Source organism: Streptomyces sp. NBC_01275 (assembly GCF_026340655.1).
In the GTDB taxonomy this organism is placed as follows: Bacteria; Actinomycetota; Actinomycetes; order Streptomycetales; family Streptomycetaceae; genus Streptomyces.
This window is the reverse complement of sequence record NZ_JAPEOZ010000001.1, coordinates 6,156,390-6,173,422: the sequence shown is the minus strand read 5'-3', so window position 1 is coordinate 6,173,422 and position 17,033 is coordinate 6,156,390. Positions and strand designations below refer to the sequence as shown.

The 17,033-nt window shown below is 68.7% G+C and carries 19 protein-coding genes and 2 pseudogenes; 13 read left to right on the top strand and 8 right to left on the bottom strand.

All coding sequences use genetic code 11. The features are described from left to right. Positions 1-39: 39 nt before the first annotated feature. Together OG562_RS27430 and OG562_RS27425 are read right to left on the bottom strand one after the other, a co-directional pair. Positions 40-645: a hypothetical protein gene (locus OG562_RS27430; RefSeq protein ID WP_266402340.1), complete on the bottom strand. Its 606-nt coding sequence runs from the start codon at positions 643-645 to the stop codon at positions 40-42. Further along, a complete protein-coding gene (locus OG562_RS27425) occupies positions 642-1,160 on the bottom strand; it encodes an RNA polymerase sigma factor (protein ID WP_266402337.1) in 519 nt (172 codons plus the stop codon). The genes OG562_RS27430 and OG562_RS27425 overlap by 4 nt, the downstream gene beginning before the upstream one ends. 272 nt (positions 1,161-1,432) lie before the next feature. On the opposite strand from OG562_RS27425, the gene OG562_RS27420 reads away from it, so the two are divergent. Both OG562_RS27420 and OG562_RS27415 read left to right on the top strand, forming a co-directional pair. After that, the gene (locus tag OG562_RS27420; protein ID WP_266402334.1) at positions 1,433-1,699 is read left to right on the top strand and encodes a DUF4839 domain-containing protein; all 267 of its coding nucleotides are present in this window, start codon (positions 1,433-1,435) and stop codon (positions 1,697-1,699) included. A gap of 270 nt (positions 1,700-1,969) precedes the next feature. Continuing rightward, positions 1,970-2,284, top strand: a complete 315-nt coding sequence (locus tag OG562_RS27415) for a hypothetical protein (protein WP_266402332.1) — start codon at positions 1,970-1,972, stop codon at positions 2,282-2,284. Positions 2,285-2,420: 136 nt separating this feature from the next. Here the strand turns inward: OG562_RS27415 and OG562_RS27410 are convergent. Next, positions 2,421-2,849: pseudogene (locus OG562_RS27410) on the bottom strand (TerD family protein); the annotation flags it as partial. A gap of 4 nt (positions 2,850-2,853) precedes the next feature. Between OG562_RS27410 and OG562_RS27405 the strand changes: the two are divergent. The 9 genes and pseudogenes from OG562_RS27405 to OG562_RS27365 all read left to right on the top strand — a co-directional run. Then, a pseudogene (locus tag OG562_RS27405) lies at positions 2,854-3,049 on the top strand (DUF4291 family protein); the annotation flags it as partial. Positions 3,050-3,499: 450 nt separating this feature from the next. After that, positions 3,500-3,937: a hypothetical protein gene (locus tag OG562_RS27400; RefSeq protein WP_323187561.1), complete on the top strand. Its 438-nt coding sequence runs from the start codon at positions 3,500-3,502 to the stop codon at positions 3,935-3,937. Between the two features lie 249 nt (positions 3,938-4,186). Continuing rightward, positions 4,187-4,888 carry a DUF4389 domain-containing protein gene (locus OG562_RS27395; RefSeq protein ID WP_266402329.1) on the top strand — a complete coding sequence of 234 codons (702 nt, stop codon included), beginning with the start codon at positions 4,187-4,189 and terminating at the stop codon, positions 4,886-4,888. 128 nt (positions 4,889-5,016) lie between these two features. Then, positions 5,017-6,081, top strand: a complete 1,065-nt coding sequence (locus tag OG562_RS27390; protein WP_266402327.1) for an iron-siderophore ABC transporter substrate-binding protein — start codon at positions 5,017-5,019, stop codon at positions 6,079-6,081. Positions 6,082-6,091: 10 nt separating this feature from the next. Then, entirely contained in the window at positions 6,092-7,078 is a 987-nt protein-coding gene (locus OG562_RS27385; RefSeq protein WP_266402325.1) for an iron ABC transporter permease, read from the top strand. Positions 7,079-7,152: 74 nt separating this feature from the next. Beyond that, positions 7,153-8,178 (top strand): iron chelate uptake ABC transporter family permease subunit, encoded by a 1,026-nt coding sequence (locus OG562_RS27380; RefSeq protein ID WP_266409568.1) that lies wholly within the window; start codon positions 7,153-7,155, stop codon positions 8,176-8,178. Positions 8,179-8,260: 82 nt separating this feature from the next. Beyond that, the gene (locus OG562_RS27375; protein WP_266402324.1) at positions 8,261-8,491 is read left to right on the top strand and encodes a hypothetical protein; all 231 of its coding nucleotides are present in this window, start codon (positions 8,261-8,263) and stop codon (positions 8,489-8,491) included. Between the two features lie 246 nt (positions 8,492-8,737). Beyond that, positions 8,738-9,367, top strand: a complete 630-nt coding sequence (locus tag OG562_RS27370; protein WP_266402321.1) for a hypothetical protein — start codon at positions 8,738-8,740, stop codon at positions 9,365-9,367. A 68-nt stretch (positions 9,368-9,435) separates the two neighbouring features. After that, the gene (locus OG562_RS27365) at positions 9,436-9,927 is read left to right on the top strand and encodes a hypothetical protein (protein WP_266402319.1); all 492 of its coding nucleotides are present in this window, start codon (positions 9,436-9,438) and stop codon (positions 9,925-9,927) included. 121 nt (positions 9,928-10,048) lie between these two features. Here OG562_RS27365 and OG562_RS27360 read toward each other — a convergent pair whose 3' ends face one another. Further along, positions 10,049-11,089, bottom strand: coding sequence for an NAD(P)-dependent alcohol dehydrogenase (locus OG562_RS27360; protein WP_266402316.1), 1,041 nt, complete (start codon positions 11,087-11,089; stop codon positions 10,049-10,051). Positions 11,090-11,317: 228 nt separating this feature from the next. On the opposite strand from OG562_RS27360, the gene OG562_RS27355 reads away from it, so the two are divergent. Beyond that, positions 11,318-12,241, top strand: a complete 924-nt coding sequence (locus OG562_RS27355) for a helix-turn-helix domain-containing protein (RefSeq protein ID WP_266409566.1) — start codon at positions 11,318-11,320, stop codon at positions 12,239-12,241. Positions 12,242-12,326: 85 nt separating this feature from the next. On the opposite strand, the gene OG562_RS27350 is transcribed toward OG562_RS27355, so the two are convergent. The 4 genes from OG562_RS27350 to OG562_RS27335 all read right to left on the bottom strand — a co-directional run bounded on the left by OG562_RS27350 (position 12,327) and on the right by OG562_RS27335 (position 16,539). After that, positions 12,327-13,013 carry an ABC transporter ATP-binding protein gene (locus tag OG562_RS27350; protein WP_266402314.1) on the bottom strand — a complete coding sequence of 229 codons (687 nt, stop codon included), beginning with the start codon at positions 13,011-13,013 and terminating at the stop codon, positions 12,327-12,329. Positions 13,014-13,060: 47 nt separating this feature from the next. After that, on the bottom strand, positions 13,061-14,542 hold the full coding sequence (locus tag OG562_RS27345; RefSeq protein ID WP_266402311.1) for an ABC transporter permease: 1,482 nt from the start codon (positions 14,540-14,542) through the stop codon (positions 13,061-13,063). Positions 14,543-14,697: 155 nt separating this feature from the next. Next, positions 14,698-15,960: an Ig-like domain-containing protein gene (locus OG562_RS27340; RefSeq protein ID WP_266402309.1), complete on the bottom strand. Its 1,263-nt coding sequence runs from the start codon at positions 15,958-15,960 to the stop codon at positions 14,698-14,700. 222 nt (positions 15,961-16,182) lie between these two features. Continuing rightward, the gene (locus OG562_RS27335) at positions 16,183-16,539 is read right to left on the bottom strand and encodes a hypothetical protein (protein WP_266402307.1); all 357 of its coding nucleotides are present in this window, start codon (positions 16,537-16,539) and stop codon (positions 16,183-16,185) included. 109 nt (positions 16,540-16,648) lie between these two features. Here OG562_RS27335 and OG562_RS27330 point away from each other — a divergent pair, with 109 nt between their 5' ends. Next, positions 16,649-16,996 carry an LPXTG cell wall anchor domain-containing protein gene (locus tag OG562_RS27330; RefSeq protein WP_266402305.1) on the top strand — a complete coding sequence of 116 codons (348 nt, stop codon included), beginning with the start codon at positions 16,649-16,651 and terminating at the stop codon, positions 16,994-16,996. Positions 16,997-17,033: the final 37 nt, after the last annotated feature.

Here is a 17,033-nt window from a genome sequence, read left to right as displayed (position 1 = left end):
CCGTCGGTGGGCTCGGATCGTCCGTGCAGCTGGTTTCCGTTACTTCCCGAATGCCTGGCGGAACTCGTCGACGGTCTCGTCCGAGACCCCGTTCGCACCGCACACCGGGACGACGCCGTTCTCGGCGGCCACGATGTAGCGCTCACCTTCCGAGAACGTCAGCGCCTCCGGCCGGCTCGCGTCGCTGTCGAGCACGACCGTCTCCGTGTCGCCGCCCTTCAACCAGTAGTCGACGCGGAGGGTGACCGTGGAACCCTTGATGGAGGTGACCGTTCCCACGAAGAGGGTCGGGTACCCACGCAGGGTGTCGGGACTGGGTGTCACACACTTCTGGCTGCCGAAGCCGCTGTGGGTGGTGAGTGCCAGCGGGCCGGCCGAAGCCGAGTGCCCGTTGTCGTTGTTCGCCATGACTCCTCCGGCGATGCCGCCGCCGAGCAGAAGCAGACCGGCAGCCGCCGCGAGTCCGAGGAGCTGACGGCGACTCCGTCGCGCAGCGGTCTTCGCGGGGACCGTATTGCCGGTCTGGAGCGCGGTGTCAGTGGTCAAGACGTCCTCCACAAGTCGGTCGATGTCGGGCAGCGGAGCATGTGGGGTCAGCGCCGGGTCCGCGGACTTCAGCCGCGCCAGCAACTCGTCGTCATTCACTGACCGCTCCTTCCTTCATCTCTCCTGTGTCCGGACGGTTCGTCATGCTTTCGCCCCAACTGTTCGGCGAGTTTCTTTTTCGCCCGGTGCAGCCGGATGCTCACGGCGTTGGACGTCAGCCCGGTCGCCTCCGCGATCTGCCGGGGCGCCAGCCCCTCCCACGCCCACAGCCGCACCACCTCACGGTCCAGCGCCCCGAGGGCGGCGAGCGCGGCGTGCAGATCGCTGTGGTCGGCGACCCCGGCCGGCTGCTGCTCCTGCGTCCGGATCAACCGCTCCACCAGCCGGAGCCGGCGCCCGTCGGCACGGCGGGCATTCGCCAGGCAGCCCCGCGCCACCCCGTAGCACCACGGCAGCACGTCATCGGGGTCGGGCAGGGAACCTGGCGCCGACCCCAGGCCGGGGACGTCGTCGATACGGCGCCACAGCACCAGCATCGCCTCCGCCAGGATGTCGTCGACCATGTCGGCGCTCGTCCGTCGCAGCAGATACCGGTGCAACGGTTCCACCACCACGTGCGCCAGTCTTTCGAAGCGCGCCCGCCGCCTGTGGCGCGACTCCTCTTCCGTCATGGATTCCACAACCCGTCCTGTCCTGCACTGGCCGGATCCTTTCAGGCGAGGGCGTACGGACACCGGTGGTCGTTTCCCGCGATGGTCACGGCCTCTTCGACGCCGTCACGGGCCCCCGACCGAGTGCTCCTTGGCCCGGATCGGGCTCGGGACCGAGGGTGAAATCGGTGACGCCGAGTCCCTCACGGAGTCCCTTATGTCACGAGGCAGTTGGTGTGAGCAGCCCATTCAGGGGGCGCGGAGCCGCATGGCCGACGAGATCAAGTACGAGTACAAGACTTCGCGACCAGGGACCGAACGCGGCGATCGGCCCCGCCTTCAAGTACGAGGACGTCACCATCCTTGACCTGAAACTGACCGGCAAAAAGATCCCCGCCACCGTCGGCGCAGGCGACAAGTTCCGTTTCATCGCCGAGGTGGGCGAGTTCAACGCGGACCGGTGCCTCTTCTTCCTCGACCCGGTCCCGACGGAAGTCCGGTAGTCAGATGGGCAGCCGCGTCATCAGCCGCGGCCAGCAGCACCCTTCGATCCACAGGTCTTGACTATCCGAGACCCGGACCGTCAGGTGAACTGGCAATTTCGTGTCATCCGTGCCCCACGCCGGCCGTTCCACAAGCCTTTTGGGTTGCCAGCGCCGTGACCGCATAGGTTCACCAGGTTGGGGCCGCACGCGTTCCGATGCGCAGTGACGTCCGTTCCAGTCATGCGAACCACACCTGGATACCTGCGTGTGCCTGGCATGATCGCCGGCATGTTCGAAGAGAAACTGGATGCACTCTCGCGGATGACGGCCGAGCACATGGCCATGCCGTTCCCACCCGGCTTCCGCGGCCTGGACGTCGAGGACCAGGACATGGTGATGCTTGACGCGGACGCCTACGGCTACGCGGCGAGCGTCCTCAAAGGACCTCTTTCCGAACAACACCGCGAAAGCCTCACCCGGCTGACGGCGGTGTTCGACAAGGTCCTCCCAGCGATCGACGACGAGTACGCGACCAGGTACTACACGCATGTGCGCGGCATGGCCGTGCTGGCCGCCGAGGTCGAGAACCTGCGCGAGAAATAGGGCTCTGATCGGGAACGGTCGGCGGGTCGGTCGCTCCGACGGTTGGATGTGCGGTGGCGGCCGTCCAAGTCAAGAAATGTCATCAAGCCGCGGTCACAGCCCTCATCCAGCGCACGAGCTCTGGCCCCAGGTGGATCTACTCCACCTCGATGCCGAAGTCCTCAACGAGTTCCTCCAGGCCGCCCGTGTAGCTCTTGCCGCCCAGCACGAAGTCCCAGTCTCCGTTTGCCCTGCGGCGGAAGGAGCCGAGTACCAAGGCGGTTTCGTGCGGCCGGCCGTCGGAGACTTCCAGCTGTCCCAGCTCAGCCAGCCCTGGGTCGAGCAGGCGGATGCTGGCGTCTGTGAATCCAGAGAGGTCGGCGTCCGGGTTGACCTCTGGGTCGATGGCCGCCACGAGTACGAACCGGTCAGCCTCATCGGGCAATCCATCGAAGGAGACACAGATCGCCGCCTTGTCAGGTGCAGTGGCGGGGAGAACACGCACTGAGCCGTCCGGCGTCTGCGGGTTGTTGAAGAAGACGAAGTGATCGTCACTGAGGACGCGGTTGCCGCGGCAGACGAGAGCAAACAACGAGGCCGAGTGGAAGCGGCAGTTGAAGCAGGCTCCGGCGCGGGTGCAGTGGGATCCGGAGCGGGACCTGCACTTCAACGCCCTTCCGTACCGGTCTCTTCAGCTGGGGCTCGCGGGCGAGAGAAGTACACGCGCAGGTGCGGGCCGGTGAACTCGGCCGCGCGACCGCGCTGTTGCCGGAGGAGCGGTCGTAACCGGTGGCGGAGGAGGAGCTGGCCCACCTGCGGCGTTGGCTCACCGCTCACCCTCGTCACCGTGTTCTTACGCAGTTGAGCCGGGCGGCTCCTGCGCGGGGTGCGGCGTACGTCAGCGGGAGCGGCCGGACGATCGGGACCTCAACGGGGTCGCGGGGGCGCTTCCTCGGTCGTTTGACTGTTGCCTTTTCGTGATGGTCCGGGCCAGGTCCGATCACATTGCGGGCCCAGTCTCAACCACCGCGGCCTCCCGAGGCCTGCTCTGGTGGGCAGGCCCTGGCGCCGTACCCATGTACTCGATCTTTGGGAGCAACCATGCGACGACTCGGAACCACACTGGCAGCTCTCATGCTGGCGGGAGCCGGGATCGCAGGAGCGGCGGGGACGGCACAGGCCGACACCGGCGCGTCGGCAGTGTGTGAGACCGGGTGGGGGAGCCTCGAGAAGCACGTGTCGCCGACGGAGGGCTACAAGCCCCCGCTGGCGAACATCAGGACCGGTCAGCACGAGTGCTTCGACCGCATGGTCCTCGACTTCAAGGGTTCGACGGCCGGGCCGATCGGCTACCGCGTCAAGTACGTCGACAAGCTGACCACGCCCGGTACGGGGGAGATCCCCGTCGACGGCGGGGCGATCCTCCAGATCTCCGTGGGCCCGAACTACGACCCGTCGACCGGCTCGCCGTCCTACCCGGGGCAGCACGGGCAACCGCTGCCCGGAGTGGACATCACGGGCTACCAGACGTTCAAGGACACTCGCTACGCCGACGCCCTTGAGGATGATGTGCTGATCGGGGTCGGCGTGCGTGCCCGGCTGCCGTTCCGGGTGACGCAGCTGGATGATCGCGTGGTCATCGACGTCGCACACTCCTGGAACGCCACCTCCTGAGCCACGACCGCGCACGGGGATGACGGGCCGCTTTGCTCGACAGCCGGCTGCGGCCGGTGGGTCATATGTCGGCGCAGCCGCCATTGAAGTGGTTTCCCGACGGGACTCTCAGGACTCGGCGGCTCGGAATGACGTGTTCTTGGCCTCGGCTTCCCCTGTCGCGGCCTTCCACTCCCCGTGCGAGCCTGAAAGGAGGAGGGTGCGGGCCGTAGTCGCCGGGGTGGGGATGCTCGGAAGGAGCTGAGCCACGTGAGTCCGGTCGGTCTGTCGCCAGTCCGTTTCGAGGCGTCGCTCGATCCTCGGTTGTCCCGGTGGTTGTGGCTGGTGAAGTGGCTTCTCGCGATTCCGCATTACATCGTGCTGTTCTTTCTGTGGATCGCGTTCTCCCTCGTGACCGTCGTCGCGTTCTTCGCCGTTCTGTTCACCGAGCGATACCCGCGGGCCCTCTTCGACTTCAACGTCGGTGTGATGCGCTGGAACTGGCGGGTCGGCTATTACGCCCACGCCGCGCTCGGCACCGACCGGTATCCGCCGTTCACCCTCGCGGACGTGCCCGACTATCCGGCGCACTTCGACGTCGCGTATCCCGAGCGGCTGTCCCGCGGCCTGGTTCTGGTGAAGTGGTGGCTGCTGGCGATCCCGCAGTACATCGTCGTCGAGATGCTCGTCGGCGGCTGGGGGTGGGGGTGGGGAAAGATGGGCGGCTGGCATGGCGGCGGGCTGATTTCCTTCCTCTCCCTGGTCGCCGTGATCATCCTGGCCTTCACCGGCCGCTACCCGGTTCCCCTTTACGACTTCCTGCTCGGCCTGGCCCGTTGGGTCGCGCGGGTGGCCGCCTACGCGGCGCTGATGACCGATGTGTATCCGCCGTTCCGTCTAGACATGGGCGGGCAGGACGTCTCCCCGCTGACCAAGGCCTCCCCGGGCGCGGGCGGTTCCGGACCACGGTGACCAGCCCGCCCCTCCCGCCTCCCGCCCCTCCTGCCCCTCCGTCATCACCCACAGCAACACCAGTTAAGGTAAGCCTCACCTTAGCGAGTAACCCCTCGCGGTGAACAAGCCTCGGACTCGGAGTAGCTGTGCGTACGTTGAAGTGGAAGGCCGCCCTGGGCGCGTCCGTCGTCGTCGGAGGGCTGTTGGCCGGGTGTTCCACCGCAGCTGACAACGATGCCAAGTCGTCGTCCTCCGCCGCGAAGTCCGACGGCGACCGCAACCTCGTCGCGGGCGCGTCCGAGGGCCCGGACGCCGCTCCCAGCGCCCTCGCCGACGGCATGGGCGCGGACACCGACACCGATGGAACGTTCCCTCGCACGGTCAAGCACTTCCAGGGCAGTACGACCGTCAAGACGGCGCCGAAGAAGATCGCCGTGCTCAGCACGGGACAGCTCGACGACCTGCTGGCCCTCGGCGTCGTCCCCACCGCCTCCACCCGCGCCGACAACGCCGGCCTGGTCCCGGACTACCTGGCGGACGCCTTCCCGCAGTACGAGTCGAAGCTCGCCGCGATGACCGACGCCGGCACCCGCCAGGCCCCCAACCTGGAGTCGCTCGCCGCCGCCAAGCCCGACCTGATCCTGGTCAACGACTCGCTCGGCGACCTCTACCCCACGCTGTCGAAGATCGCGCCGACCGTGGTCACGGCCGGCCAGGGCATCAACTGGAAGCGGGACCTGCTGCTCGTCGGCGCGGCGATCGGCAAGGGACAGGCGGCGCAGAAGCTGCTCGACGGGATCGTCTCCGACGCGCAGACCGAGGGGAAGGCCGTCGAGGGCGGCCCGACCGTCTCCATGGTGCGCTTCACCCCGGACCGCACCCGGATGTTCGGCGTGTCGTCCTTCACCGGTTCCATCGCCGTGGACATGGGACTGTCGCGCCCCGAGTCGCAGCAGTTCAAGGCCATTTCACAGGACATCAGCAGCGAGAAGATCGACACCGCCGACGGCGACTGGATCTTCTACTCGGTGCAGGGCGACGCGTCGAAGACGGACGCGGCGAGCACGCTGGCCGGTCCGCTGTGGAAGGGCATGGACGCGGTCAAGGCGGGTCAGGCCGTCAAGGTCGACGACGACCCGTGGTACCTCAACGCCGGTCCGACGGCGGCCCGCCTGGTCGTGAACGAGCTCGCGGACAACCTCGGCAAGTGACGTTCCTCAAGTGAAGTTCCTCGCCTGGCCGGCGGCCGCCCTCCTGGTGGCCGTCGCGGCCGTGCTCAGCCTCGCCGTCGGCACCCGCGCCGTGCCGCCGTCCGCCGTGCTCGACGCCGTGCTGCACGGCGGCAGCACCCCGGACGCACTCGTCGTACGGTCGCTGCGGCTGCCGCGCACGGAGATCGGGCTGACGGCCGGCGCGGCCCTCGGTCTGGCCGGGGCGGCCCTCCAGGCCATCACCCGCAACCCGCTCGCCGACCCCGGCGTCCTCGGCCTGAGCCAGGGCGCCGCGGCCGGCGTCGTGCTGGCCGTCTCCCTCGGCCTGGCCAACGGCTTCACCGGCTATGTCTGGTACGCCTTCGCCGGCGCCGTCGCCGCCGCGTGCCTGGTGTACGCCATCGCAACCCGCGGCCGGGGCGGGGCCTCACCCGTGAAGCTGGCGCTGGCCGGCACCGCCCTGTCCGCCATGACCGCGGGCGGCACGACCGTCGTCCTGACGTCGAGTTCGGCGACCCTCGACCAGTTCCGGTTCTGGCAGGTCGGCGCGCTGAGCGGACGCGACGCCGACACCGTCGTACCCATGCTGCCGTTTCTGCTGGTGGGGGCGGTACTGGTGGGGGCGTGCGCGCGGGGGCTGGACGCGCTGGCCCTCGGGGACGAGACGGCTCGGGCGCTGGGGCACCGGGTGCACACGGTACGGGCGTGTGCGGCGCTCGGGGCGACCCTGCTGACCGCGTCCGCGGTGGCCGCGGCGGGGCCGATCGCCTTCGTGGGCCTGGCGGTGCCGCATCTCGCGCGCCGGCTCTCACGCGGGGGCGCGCACCGGCTGGTGCTGCCCCTGTCCGCCCTGCTGGGCGCCGCGTTGCTGCTGCTCGCCGATGTGGCCGGGCGGGTGGTACGGGCGCCGGCGGAGGTGCCGGCCGGAGTGATGACAGCACTGGTGGGAGTGCCGGTACTGGTGGTGCTGGTACGACGGAAGGGTGCGGCGAGTTGAGCGGCGACCGGGGCCGGAGGACGGTCGGGGCGGAGGGCGCGGCCGGTGCCGGGGTCGCCCGTGGGTGGACGGCCCTGCGCCCGCATCCCCGTGTCTCCGTCCTCCTGCACCGCCGTTCCCTCGGCGTCGCCGCCGCTCTCCTCGTCCTCCTCGGCGCGGTCATGCTCGCCTCCGCCTGCCTGGGACAGACGTACGTCCCGCCGGGCGAGGTCTACCGCACCCTGCGCGGCGAGCCGGGCCCGTACGACCTGATCGTCGACGAGCTGCGGGCGCCCCGTATCGTCCTCGGCGCCCTGGTCGGCGCGGCGCTCGGGCTGTCCGGGGCGCTCGTGCAGACGGTCACCCGGAACCCGCTGGCCAGCCCCGATGTGATCGGCGTGGGGCACGGGGCCGCCGCCGCGACGGTCCTCGCGCTCGCCACCGGCGCCATCGCCTCGCCCGGGGCGATGCCCGCCGTGTCCGTCGCGGGCGGTCTCGCGGCGGCGGCCCTCGTGTACGCCCTCGCATGGCGCCGCGGGATGCAGCCGAACCGTTTCGTCCTCACCGGGGTCGGCATCGGCGTCGCCCTGTCCGCCGTCGTCCAGCTCTACATCGCCGACAGCGAGCTGGAGGCCGCCGAGCAGGTCAAGCTGTGGCTCACCGGCAGCCTCAACGGGCGCGGCTGGGAGCAGGCCAGGCCGCTCTCCGTCGTCCTGCTGCTCTCCGTCCCCGCCCTGGTGTGGGCGGCCCGGGCCGCGCGTCCGCTCGGTCTGGACGCGGACACCGCGTCCGCGCTGGGCGTACGGGTGGACCGGGTGCGGCTCGGGCTGACCGTGCTCGGGGTCGTCCTGGCCGCGACGGCGACCGGCGCGGCGGGCCCGATCGGGTTCGTCGCCCTCACCGCGCCCCAGCTGGCCCGCCGTCTCACCAGCACGCCCCAACTCCCGCTCGTCACCTCGGCGTTGACGGGAGCGTTCATCCTGGTCGCCGCCGATCTCGTCGCCCGCACCCTGCTGCCGCCGCTGGAGATCCCGGTCGGCGCGCTGACCGCGCTGATCGGGGGGCCGTATCTGCTGTGGCTGTTGGGACGGGAACCCGGCAGTGCCCGGCGCCCTTCCTGAGGAGCATGGGTGCGACGCGGTCGCGCACGCGCGTCCCGAGGCCGAGTCGGCCGCCTGCCACGCTCTGGCGAGCAGCCGGCCGATGTCCGCGGCGGCGTACGCCGGGCTCCGCGCCGCCCTCGCCGCCCTCGCCGCTCTCGCCGCCCTAGCCGCCGTGGTGTCGGCCGGGAGGCGGCTGCTGCAGGCGCTGCGCCCGCGCGGGCCCGTGCAGCTGGCCGGGAGGGCGCCGCCCGCGCCGGTCGCTCTCCGGGGCCTGATCATCCGGACGCTGTACCAGCCGTCGCCGGGCGGGCCGATCGACTGCGTCGGATGACCACCGAACGAGGGAGTTCCGATCGGCATTTGGAGATCTCTTGGATGAGATTTGGGAAAAGGATGCGACAGTCGAAACACTTAATTTGGTTTTGCCCTTGAGGTACGGTTCGACCGGTCGAACCATTCCATAAAGCCTCAGGCTTTGCTCAACTGCCTGTTATTCGCCGGTCGGAGTGTGCTCTGATCACTCCGCAACGGCGGCCTCGACCGGGCGGCCGGGAATTCAGGGGGTAAAAACGTGAAGATGCGTGCTGCAGCAGTCATGACCGGTCTGCTGCTCATGGGGAGTGCGACACCGGCACTCGCGGGAGAGATCGATGCGCAACCGTTGGCCGCGGACTCGACGGCGGTGGCCGGGGTGCAGAGCGACGAGGTACTGGACGAGGATCTTCCGATTCCCGGCGAGGTCGACGGACCGACGTTCCAGGAGCCCCAGTATTCGGCGGACAGCCACTGCAGCGTGACGGGGCCCTTTGTCCACATCACGAAGAACGTGAAGAACACGATGTCCGTCAAGTACTCGACGTACGTCACGAACAACAAGTCCTACGCGATCGATTACAACTTCAGCTCACAGAAGTCGGGAACGACGACCATCGGCGCATCCGTCACCATCAGCGCGGAGTACAAGGTGCTGTGGCTCGGGAAGATCAAAGCCGATATCAACGCCAGCGCCTCGAAAAGCTGGACGTCGTCGCTGAACGTCGGGACCAGTGGCCAGGTCAAGGCACATTCGACCGTAACCGGCGATTACGGAATCATGAAGGAGAACATCCAGGGGTACACGGCCACCCTCAATGGTGACTGCTCGGTCACCAACAAGAAGAACATGACGGTGTGGGCGCCCTACCGAGAGGGCTGGGAGGTCAACTGACCTCGGCCGACCATCGGCGCGGCCCCGGCTTTTCCGCCGGGGTCGCGGCATCCCACCAAGGAGAACCCATGGGCCGCCGTGCCATCGCCGTCCCCGCCCCGCTCGTCCTGCTCGTCCTGCTGCTCACGGCCGCCTGTACGGCGACTGACGACACGGCGACCCACGACACCAGAAGTTCCCGCGCCGCGCGGTCCACTCCGTCCGCGCAGGCCAACCCGTCCGCGCAGACCAACCAGTCCGCCAAGGGATCGGGACTCGACCTTCCGGCCGGGTCACAGCTCCTCGTCCCCCTGACCAGCGGCACCGCGGACACCGACCTTCCTGCGTTCAAGCCGTTGACGGACGTCTACACCGTCCACGCCAGATGCTCAGGAGCGGGCACGGTGACCATCGTCGACCGCAAGCACCCGGACCAGGCCCCCAACAGGGTCAAGTGCGACGGGCCCATCACCATCGGGCAGGTCTACACCGATCCGGTCGAGCAGGCTCTGTCCGTGCACGTCAGCGATGGTGCGGCGACCTGGAGGATAGCCGTCGTATCGGGCACCCACGCCATGTGACCGTAAGCGGAAGGGCCCCGGCGCATCGCCGGGGCCCTTCGGCACACAGGTCGGATCACACTGGCCGGATCACACAGGTCGGATCACACGGGCCGGATCACACGGGCCGGATCACACAGGATCAGATCGTCGCCGTGTCGATCACGAACCGGTAGCGGACGTCACTCGCCAGCACCCGCTCGTACGCCTCGTTGATCTGCTCGGCGCCGATCAGCTCGATCTCGGCGCCGAGGCCGTGCTCCGCACAGAAGTCCAGCATCTCCTGGGTCTCCTGGATGCCGCCGATGCCGGAGCCGGCGAGGGTCTTGCGGCCCATGATCACCGAGAACAGGTTGAGGGCGACGGGCTCCTCGGGCGCGCCCACGTTGATGAAGGCGCCGTCCGTGCGGAGCAGGGCCAGGAAGGCGCTCAGGTCGAGCGGGGCGGAGACGGTGGACAGGATCAGGTCGAAGGTGCCCGCCAGCTCCTTGAACGTCTCCGGGTCGCTGGTGGCGTAGTAGTGGTCGGCGCCCAGCTTCAGGCCGTCGTCCTTCTTGCGCAGCGACTGGGACAGGACGGTCACCTCGGCGCCGAGCGCGTGCGCGATCTTGACGCCCATGTGGCCGAGGCCGCCCATGCCGAGGACGGCGACCCGCTTGCCGGGGCCGGCGTTCCAGTGCTTCAGCGGGGAGTACGTGGTGATGCCGGCGCACAGGAGCGGGGCGGCCACGTCCAGGGACAGGCCGTCCGGGATCCGTACGACGTAGTTCTCGTCGACGACGATCTTCTCGGAGTAGCCGCCGTAGGTGGGCTCGCCGTCCTTGCCGACGGCGTTGTAGGTGCCGACGCCGCCGACGGTGCAGTACTGCTCCAGGCCCGCCTTGCAGTTGTCGCACTCACGGCAGGAGTCGACGAGACAGCCGACGCCCACCCGGTCGCCGACGGCGTGCTTGGTGACGCCGGAGCCGACCTCGGAGACGATGCCCGCGATCTCGTGGCCGGGGACCATCGGGAAGATGGCCTCGCCCCAGCCCTCACGGGCCTGGTGGATGTCGGAGTGGCAGATGCCGGCGAACTTGATGTCGATCAGTACGTCGAACTCGCCGACCGCGCGCCGCTCGATGGTGGTGCGCTCCAGCGGGGCCTTGGCGGAGGGGGCGGCGTACGCAGCAACAGTGGTCATGCTGGGGGTCTCCTAGGAGGGGGGTCCGTGCCCGGCTGCCTTCTGATCCTGTTGGATTCCGACTGGGTTGCCGCCGGATTCCCGCCGGATCTGACCGGGTACGACGTCCAGCCTGCCCCATCGCCCAGGATTCACCCAGGCCACGCCTCTGCGTACGTCTGCCGTGCCTACCACTGGCGGGGTCAGGATGCTGGACGTACGACCGTGAATACTGGACGCATGGACGCGATGGACCCCGTGCACGCCTGGACCGAGCAGCCGGAGGCCGCCTCCGGCGCCTCCCTGGACCGGCGCGCCGAGCTCAGCGAGTTCCTGCGCACCCGGCGGGCCCGGCTGAAGCCCGAGGACGTGGGGCTGCCGGACTTCGGGCGGCACCGCAGAGTGCCGGGGCTGCGGCGCGAGGAGCTGGCGCAGCTGGCCGGGGTGTCGGTGGCGTACTACACGCGGCTGGAGCAGGGCAACGGGCGGAACGTGTCGGCGGAGGTGCTGGACTCCATCGCCCGCGCGCTGCGGCTCACCGACGCCGAGCACGCGCATCTGACCCATCTGGCGAAGCCCAAGCAGCACAAGAAGAAGCCGGGGGCGCGGACGCAGCAGGCACGGGCGTCGCTGCAGCAGTTCCTGGACCTGCTGGACGGGGTGCCCGCGTACATCGTGGGGCGGCGCACGGAGGTCCTGGCCTGGAACCGGATGGCGGCGGCCGTCTTCGGCGACTGGGCGGAACTGCCCGTCGCGGAGCGCAACTGGGCGCGGATGGTGTTCCTGCGGCCCGCGTACCGCGAGCTGTTCGTGGACTGGGAGCAGAAGGCGATCGACATCGTGTGCGTGCTGCGGATGGACGCCGGCTGCTATCCCGACGACCCCCGGCTGTCGGCGCTGGTCGGCGAACTGTCCGTCAAGAGCGAGGACTTCCGCCGCCTGTGGGCGACCCACGACGTCAAGGAGAAGAGCCACGGCGTGAAGCTGCTGAAGCATCCGCTGGTGGGCGACCTGTCCCTGAACTTCGAGGGATTCAGGCTGGCCGACGACTCCGAGCAGTCGATGGTGACGTACCACGCGGAACCGGGTTCGGCTTCGGCGGAGGCCCTGCGCCTGCTGGCGAGCTGGGGCGCGGACGCGACACGGACGGGCTTCCGGACGCCGTCCGTCTGACGGCGTCCGGGTTCGGCTCGATACGACGTTCGGCTCGATACGACTCTCGGCTCGATACGACTCTCGGCTCGATACGACGTTCAGCTCACTTCGACGCCGCGTTCTCCTTCACCGTGATCTTGCCCTTGCGGATCGTCGCGACCCGCGGGGCCTTCTTCGCGATCGAGGAGTCGTGGGTGACCATGATGAAGGTGAGGCCGTGCTCCTTCCACATGGTGTGGAGCACGTCCATGATCTCGTCGCGCATCCCCTCGTCGAGGTTGCCGGTGGGCTCGTCGGCGAGCAGCACCTTCGGCTGCTTGACCAGCGCGCGGGCGATGGCGACGCGCTGCTGCTGGCCGCCGGACATCTCGCCGGGCAGATGCCCGAGCCGCTCGCCCAGGCCTACGGACTTCAGCGCCTCGGCGGCCCGTTCGCGCCGCTCCTTCGTCTTCACGCCCATCGGCACGAGGGCGGTCTCGACGTTCTCCTGCGCGGTGAGCGTCGGGATGAGGTTGAAGGACTGGAAGACGAAGCCGATGTTCTCGCTGCGCACCTTCGTGAGCTTGGCCTCGGACAGCTTGGCCAGGTCGACGCCGTCGAGGACGACCTCGCCCTCGGAGGGCCGGTCGAGGCCGCCGAGCATCTGGAGGAGGGTGGACTTGCCGCCGCCGGTGGGACCCTGGATGACGAGCCGGTCGCCGTCCGGGATCGTCAGGTCGACGCCGTCGAGCGCGTGGACCGTCTCCTTGCCGCGGGTGTAGCGCTTGGTGACGCCGCTGAGTTCGTACATGGGGACAACAACTCCTGGGATGCGTGAGAGAGGTGAGGGTCGGTCGGCTACTCGACGCGCCGCAGCGCGTCGGCCGGCCGCAGCCTCGACGCCCGCCAGCCGCCGAACGCCCCCGCGATCAGACCGCCGGCGACGGCGAGGCCGACCGCGACGGCCACCGTGGTGACGCTCACCGGCGCGGTCAGTGCGACGTCGAGCGTCTTGGCCGCCGCCTGCCGACCGGGGCCGCCGAAGCCGCCGCCTCCGCCGGGACCGCCCTGACCGCCGCCGCCCCCGGAGCTGCCCAAATGGGCCTGGAGGGTGGGGCTGATGGCGGTGACGACGTACGCGCCCGCCAGACCGATCCCGATGCCCAGCGCACCGCCCAGCAGACCGTTGACCATGGCCTCGCCGACGACCTGCCGGGTGACCCGGCCGGACTTCCAGCCCAGCGCCTTCAGCGTGCCGAACTCGCGCACCCGGCGGGAGACCGCCGAGGAGGTCAGCAGACCGGCGACCAGGAACGCGGCGATCAGAACCGCGATGGACAGCCACTTGCCGACGTTGGTGGCGAGGGAGGACGCCGTGGAGAGGGAGCCGGAGACGGTGTCCGCGAGGTCCGCGGAGGTCGTCACGGTCGTACCCGAGACGTTCTTCTGGATGGTCGACTTGACGCTGTCGATCTGCTGGGAGTCCGTCGCCTGGACGTAGATCGTGGTGACCTTGTTCTTCGAGTCGCTGATCGTCTGCGCCTGGGTCAGCGGGATGTAGACGTTGGCGGCCGAGTCGCCGCTGTCGGCCGTGGCGACGCCGACCACCTTGAACTTGACGCTCTTGATGGTGACGGTCGAACCGACCTTGAGCTTCTTCTCCTTGGCGTACGCCGAGTCGAGGACGGCGACCTTGGCGGCGGCCTCCGTCGTCTTGAACGTACGGCCGCTGGTGATCTTGGAGGAGGTCAGCGGGCCGAGGGCCGGCTTGGTGACGTCGGTGCCGTACACGGAGTAGTTGTTGACGTCGAAGTTGGCGCCGCCGCCCTGGACCTCGCCCTGCGGCTGGCCGGTGCCGCCGCCGTTGCCGCCCTGGCCGCCGCCCTGCTGGCCGCCGGTGCCGCCGTTGCCGTTCTGCTGGAACTGGCCGCGGGTGAACTGGCCGCTGACCTTGATGACTTGGAGGCTCAGCCCGCCGACCGCGTCGGAGACCCCGCTCTGCTTGCCGACCTTGGCGACGGTCGAGGTCGACAGGGTCTGGAAGCCCTGCACCATGACGCGGTCGGTGCTCTGCTCCGCGTCCGAGTCGTTGTCCTGCGCGTCGAACTGGAAACGCGGACGGTCGGAGGCGCTGGCGGTGGGCGAGGCCGCCTTGGTGACCGTCATGTCCGTACCCAGGCCGTACAGGGACTGCAGGACCTTGTCCTGGGCCTTCCCCATGCCGGAGGACACGGAAGAGACCACGATGACCAGCGCGATGCCCAGCGCGAGGCCGGAGGCGACGACGAGGGCCGCCTTTCTGCGGCGGCGCAACTCGCGCCTCAGGTAGGTGAAGAACATGGCCGCACGGTAGGTACGGCGCGTGATGACTGGATAAGGCAGAAATAAGAGAATGATGAGAAGGCTGTGGTTGACCCCGGAAACACCGATGCCGCCCCTGAGGGCGGCATCGGAATGCTGTGAATCGGCCAGGGATCAGACCGCCGGAAACCGTCTCAGACGGCCGAACCGGCCTTCCACTGCGCCCAGTCCATGTTCCAGCCGTTGAGGCCGTTGTCCGGGGCCACGGTCTTGTCGCCGGTGTTCTTCACGACCACGACGTCACCGACCATCGAGTTGGTGTAGAACCAGTAGCCCGCGGTGCCCGTGTCGTTGGCGCCCTTGGTGTCCGACAGGCCCACGCAGCCGTGGCTGGTGTTCACCGAGCCGAAGACGGACTTCGCGCCCCAGTAGTTGCCGTGCACGAAGGTGCCGGAGTTGGTGAGGCGGATGGCGTGCGGCACGTCCTTGATGTCGTACTCGCCCTTGCCGTCGTCGTCGGTGAAGCCCACGGTCGCGCCGTTCATGCGCGTCTCCTTGAACTTCTCCGACATCACCATCTGGCCTTCGTACGTCTTGTTGTCGGGCGAACCGGCCGAGATCGGGATGGTCTTGATGACCGCGCCGTTGTGCGTGACCTTCATCTGCTTGGTCTGCGCGTCGACGACGGAGACCTGGTTGCGGCCGATCTTGAAGGTGACCGTCTTCTGCTGGACCCCGAAGACACCGTTGGCGCCCTCCACTCCGTCGAGCGCGAGCTTCAGCGTGACGGTGGAGTTCTCCTTCCAGTAGTCCTCGGGCCGGCAGTCCATGCGCTGGGTGGAGAACCAGTGGCAGACGACCTCCTGGCCGCTGGTGCTGGTGACCGTGACGCCCTTCTGGACGGCCGCCTTGTCGGTGATCTCCTTGTTGAAGTTGATCGACACCGGCATGCCCACGCCGACGGTCGAGCCGTCCTCGGGCGTGAAGTTGCCTATGAAGCTGTTGTCCGGCGAGACCGTGGTGAAGGACGCGTTCTCGTGGGCCTCGAGGCCCTTGGAGTCCTTCGCGCTGGCCGTCACCTTGTAGGTGGTGGAGCGCTCCAGCTGGGCGCTGGGCTTCCAGCTGGTCTTGTCGGCCGAGAGCGCGCCCTGCACGGCCGTGCCGTCGGAGGTGGTCATCGTCACGGAACTGAGCGTGCCCTTGCTCACCGTGACGGCCGCCGAGTTGTTGATCGAGGCGTTGTCGGAGCCGTCCGTCGGCGTGATCTTGATCTGGGCCTCGGAGGACTTCTGCGCCGCCGCCTCGTCGGCCTTCGCCTGCGAGGAGCTGTCTCCGCCGTCGGAGGCACTGCTGTCGCCGCCGGAACAAGCAGAGAGCACCAGAACACCACCGAGCAGTGCGGACGCGGTCATCAGACCTCGACGCCGCCTACTGTCCGTCATCACACGCTTCTCCATCGTCGCCGATTTCCCGAAACCCCGAGAGTCCCCGCAGTCCCCGTTAACAAACTTCAACGCCAAGACCGGTTCATCCCGTTCCACTTTCGCGGAACGTGTGGGCCACGCCACGTCCCCGGAAATAGGGGGGACAGGTGGTGCGGGTGTCGGTCAGTGCGTCCCCTGAGACGACGAGACCCCGGTCGGCGGTTGCCGTCCGGGGTCACGAATTCCCCAAGACGTTCAGCCGTCCGCGTTGTCACCCTCGTCATTCTCGTCGCCATCATCCTCGTCGAGGTCCCAGTCCGGCGAATCGGGGTCGTAGTCGATCTCCTCGCTGGACCAGGAGGCCTGTTGGAGTTCCACCCCGGGAACCTCACTGACCAGGTCGAACGGATCGACGAGATACGCGAGGGCCTCCGCGGTGTCTTCCGTCACAGCACTCTCGGCATGCGCGCGCTCGCCCTCCGAAGCCTCCGGGTCGGACTCCTCCTCCGCGAGCCGCCGCAGCGCCGCCTTCGCGACCGCGTCCTCGTCGTGAACCTCGAGGACGAGTTCCACCCGAAGGCGTACAAAACGTGATGTCTCTTCAGTGCTCATGCCCGGAGCGTACGGCTCACAGCTCCCGCGGCTTTCCCGCGACCCGCGCCTTTCATTAGCATCGGGGCACACGGCCAATTCACCAGCGCCACAAGGGGATCGATATTCCGTGTCATCCGCTCGCCGTCCGTTGCTGACCGCCACCGCCGCGGGGACCCTGCTGGGCGCCCTGTGGTTCGTCCCGTCCGCCAACGCGTCCCAGGACACCCCGGCCAGAACGGAAGCGACGGCGCAGGTCACGACCCAGGCGCGGGCCGCCTCCGTGACCACGGCCTCGTCCGGGACGTCGTCCGCGACCTCGACCGTGACCTCGTCCACCGACTCGGACGAGGGCGTCCGGCTCGCCGACACCGGAAGCTTCGACACCACCCCGTACATGGTCGGCGGAACCACGCTCCTCGCCCTGGGCGCGGGCTTCGTGCTCTATTCGGTTCGCCGGGAACGCCTGGACTTTTGAATTAACTTGACTCTTCTTTGGCAGAACCTTCATAGTC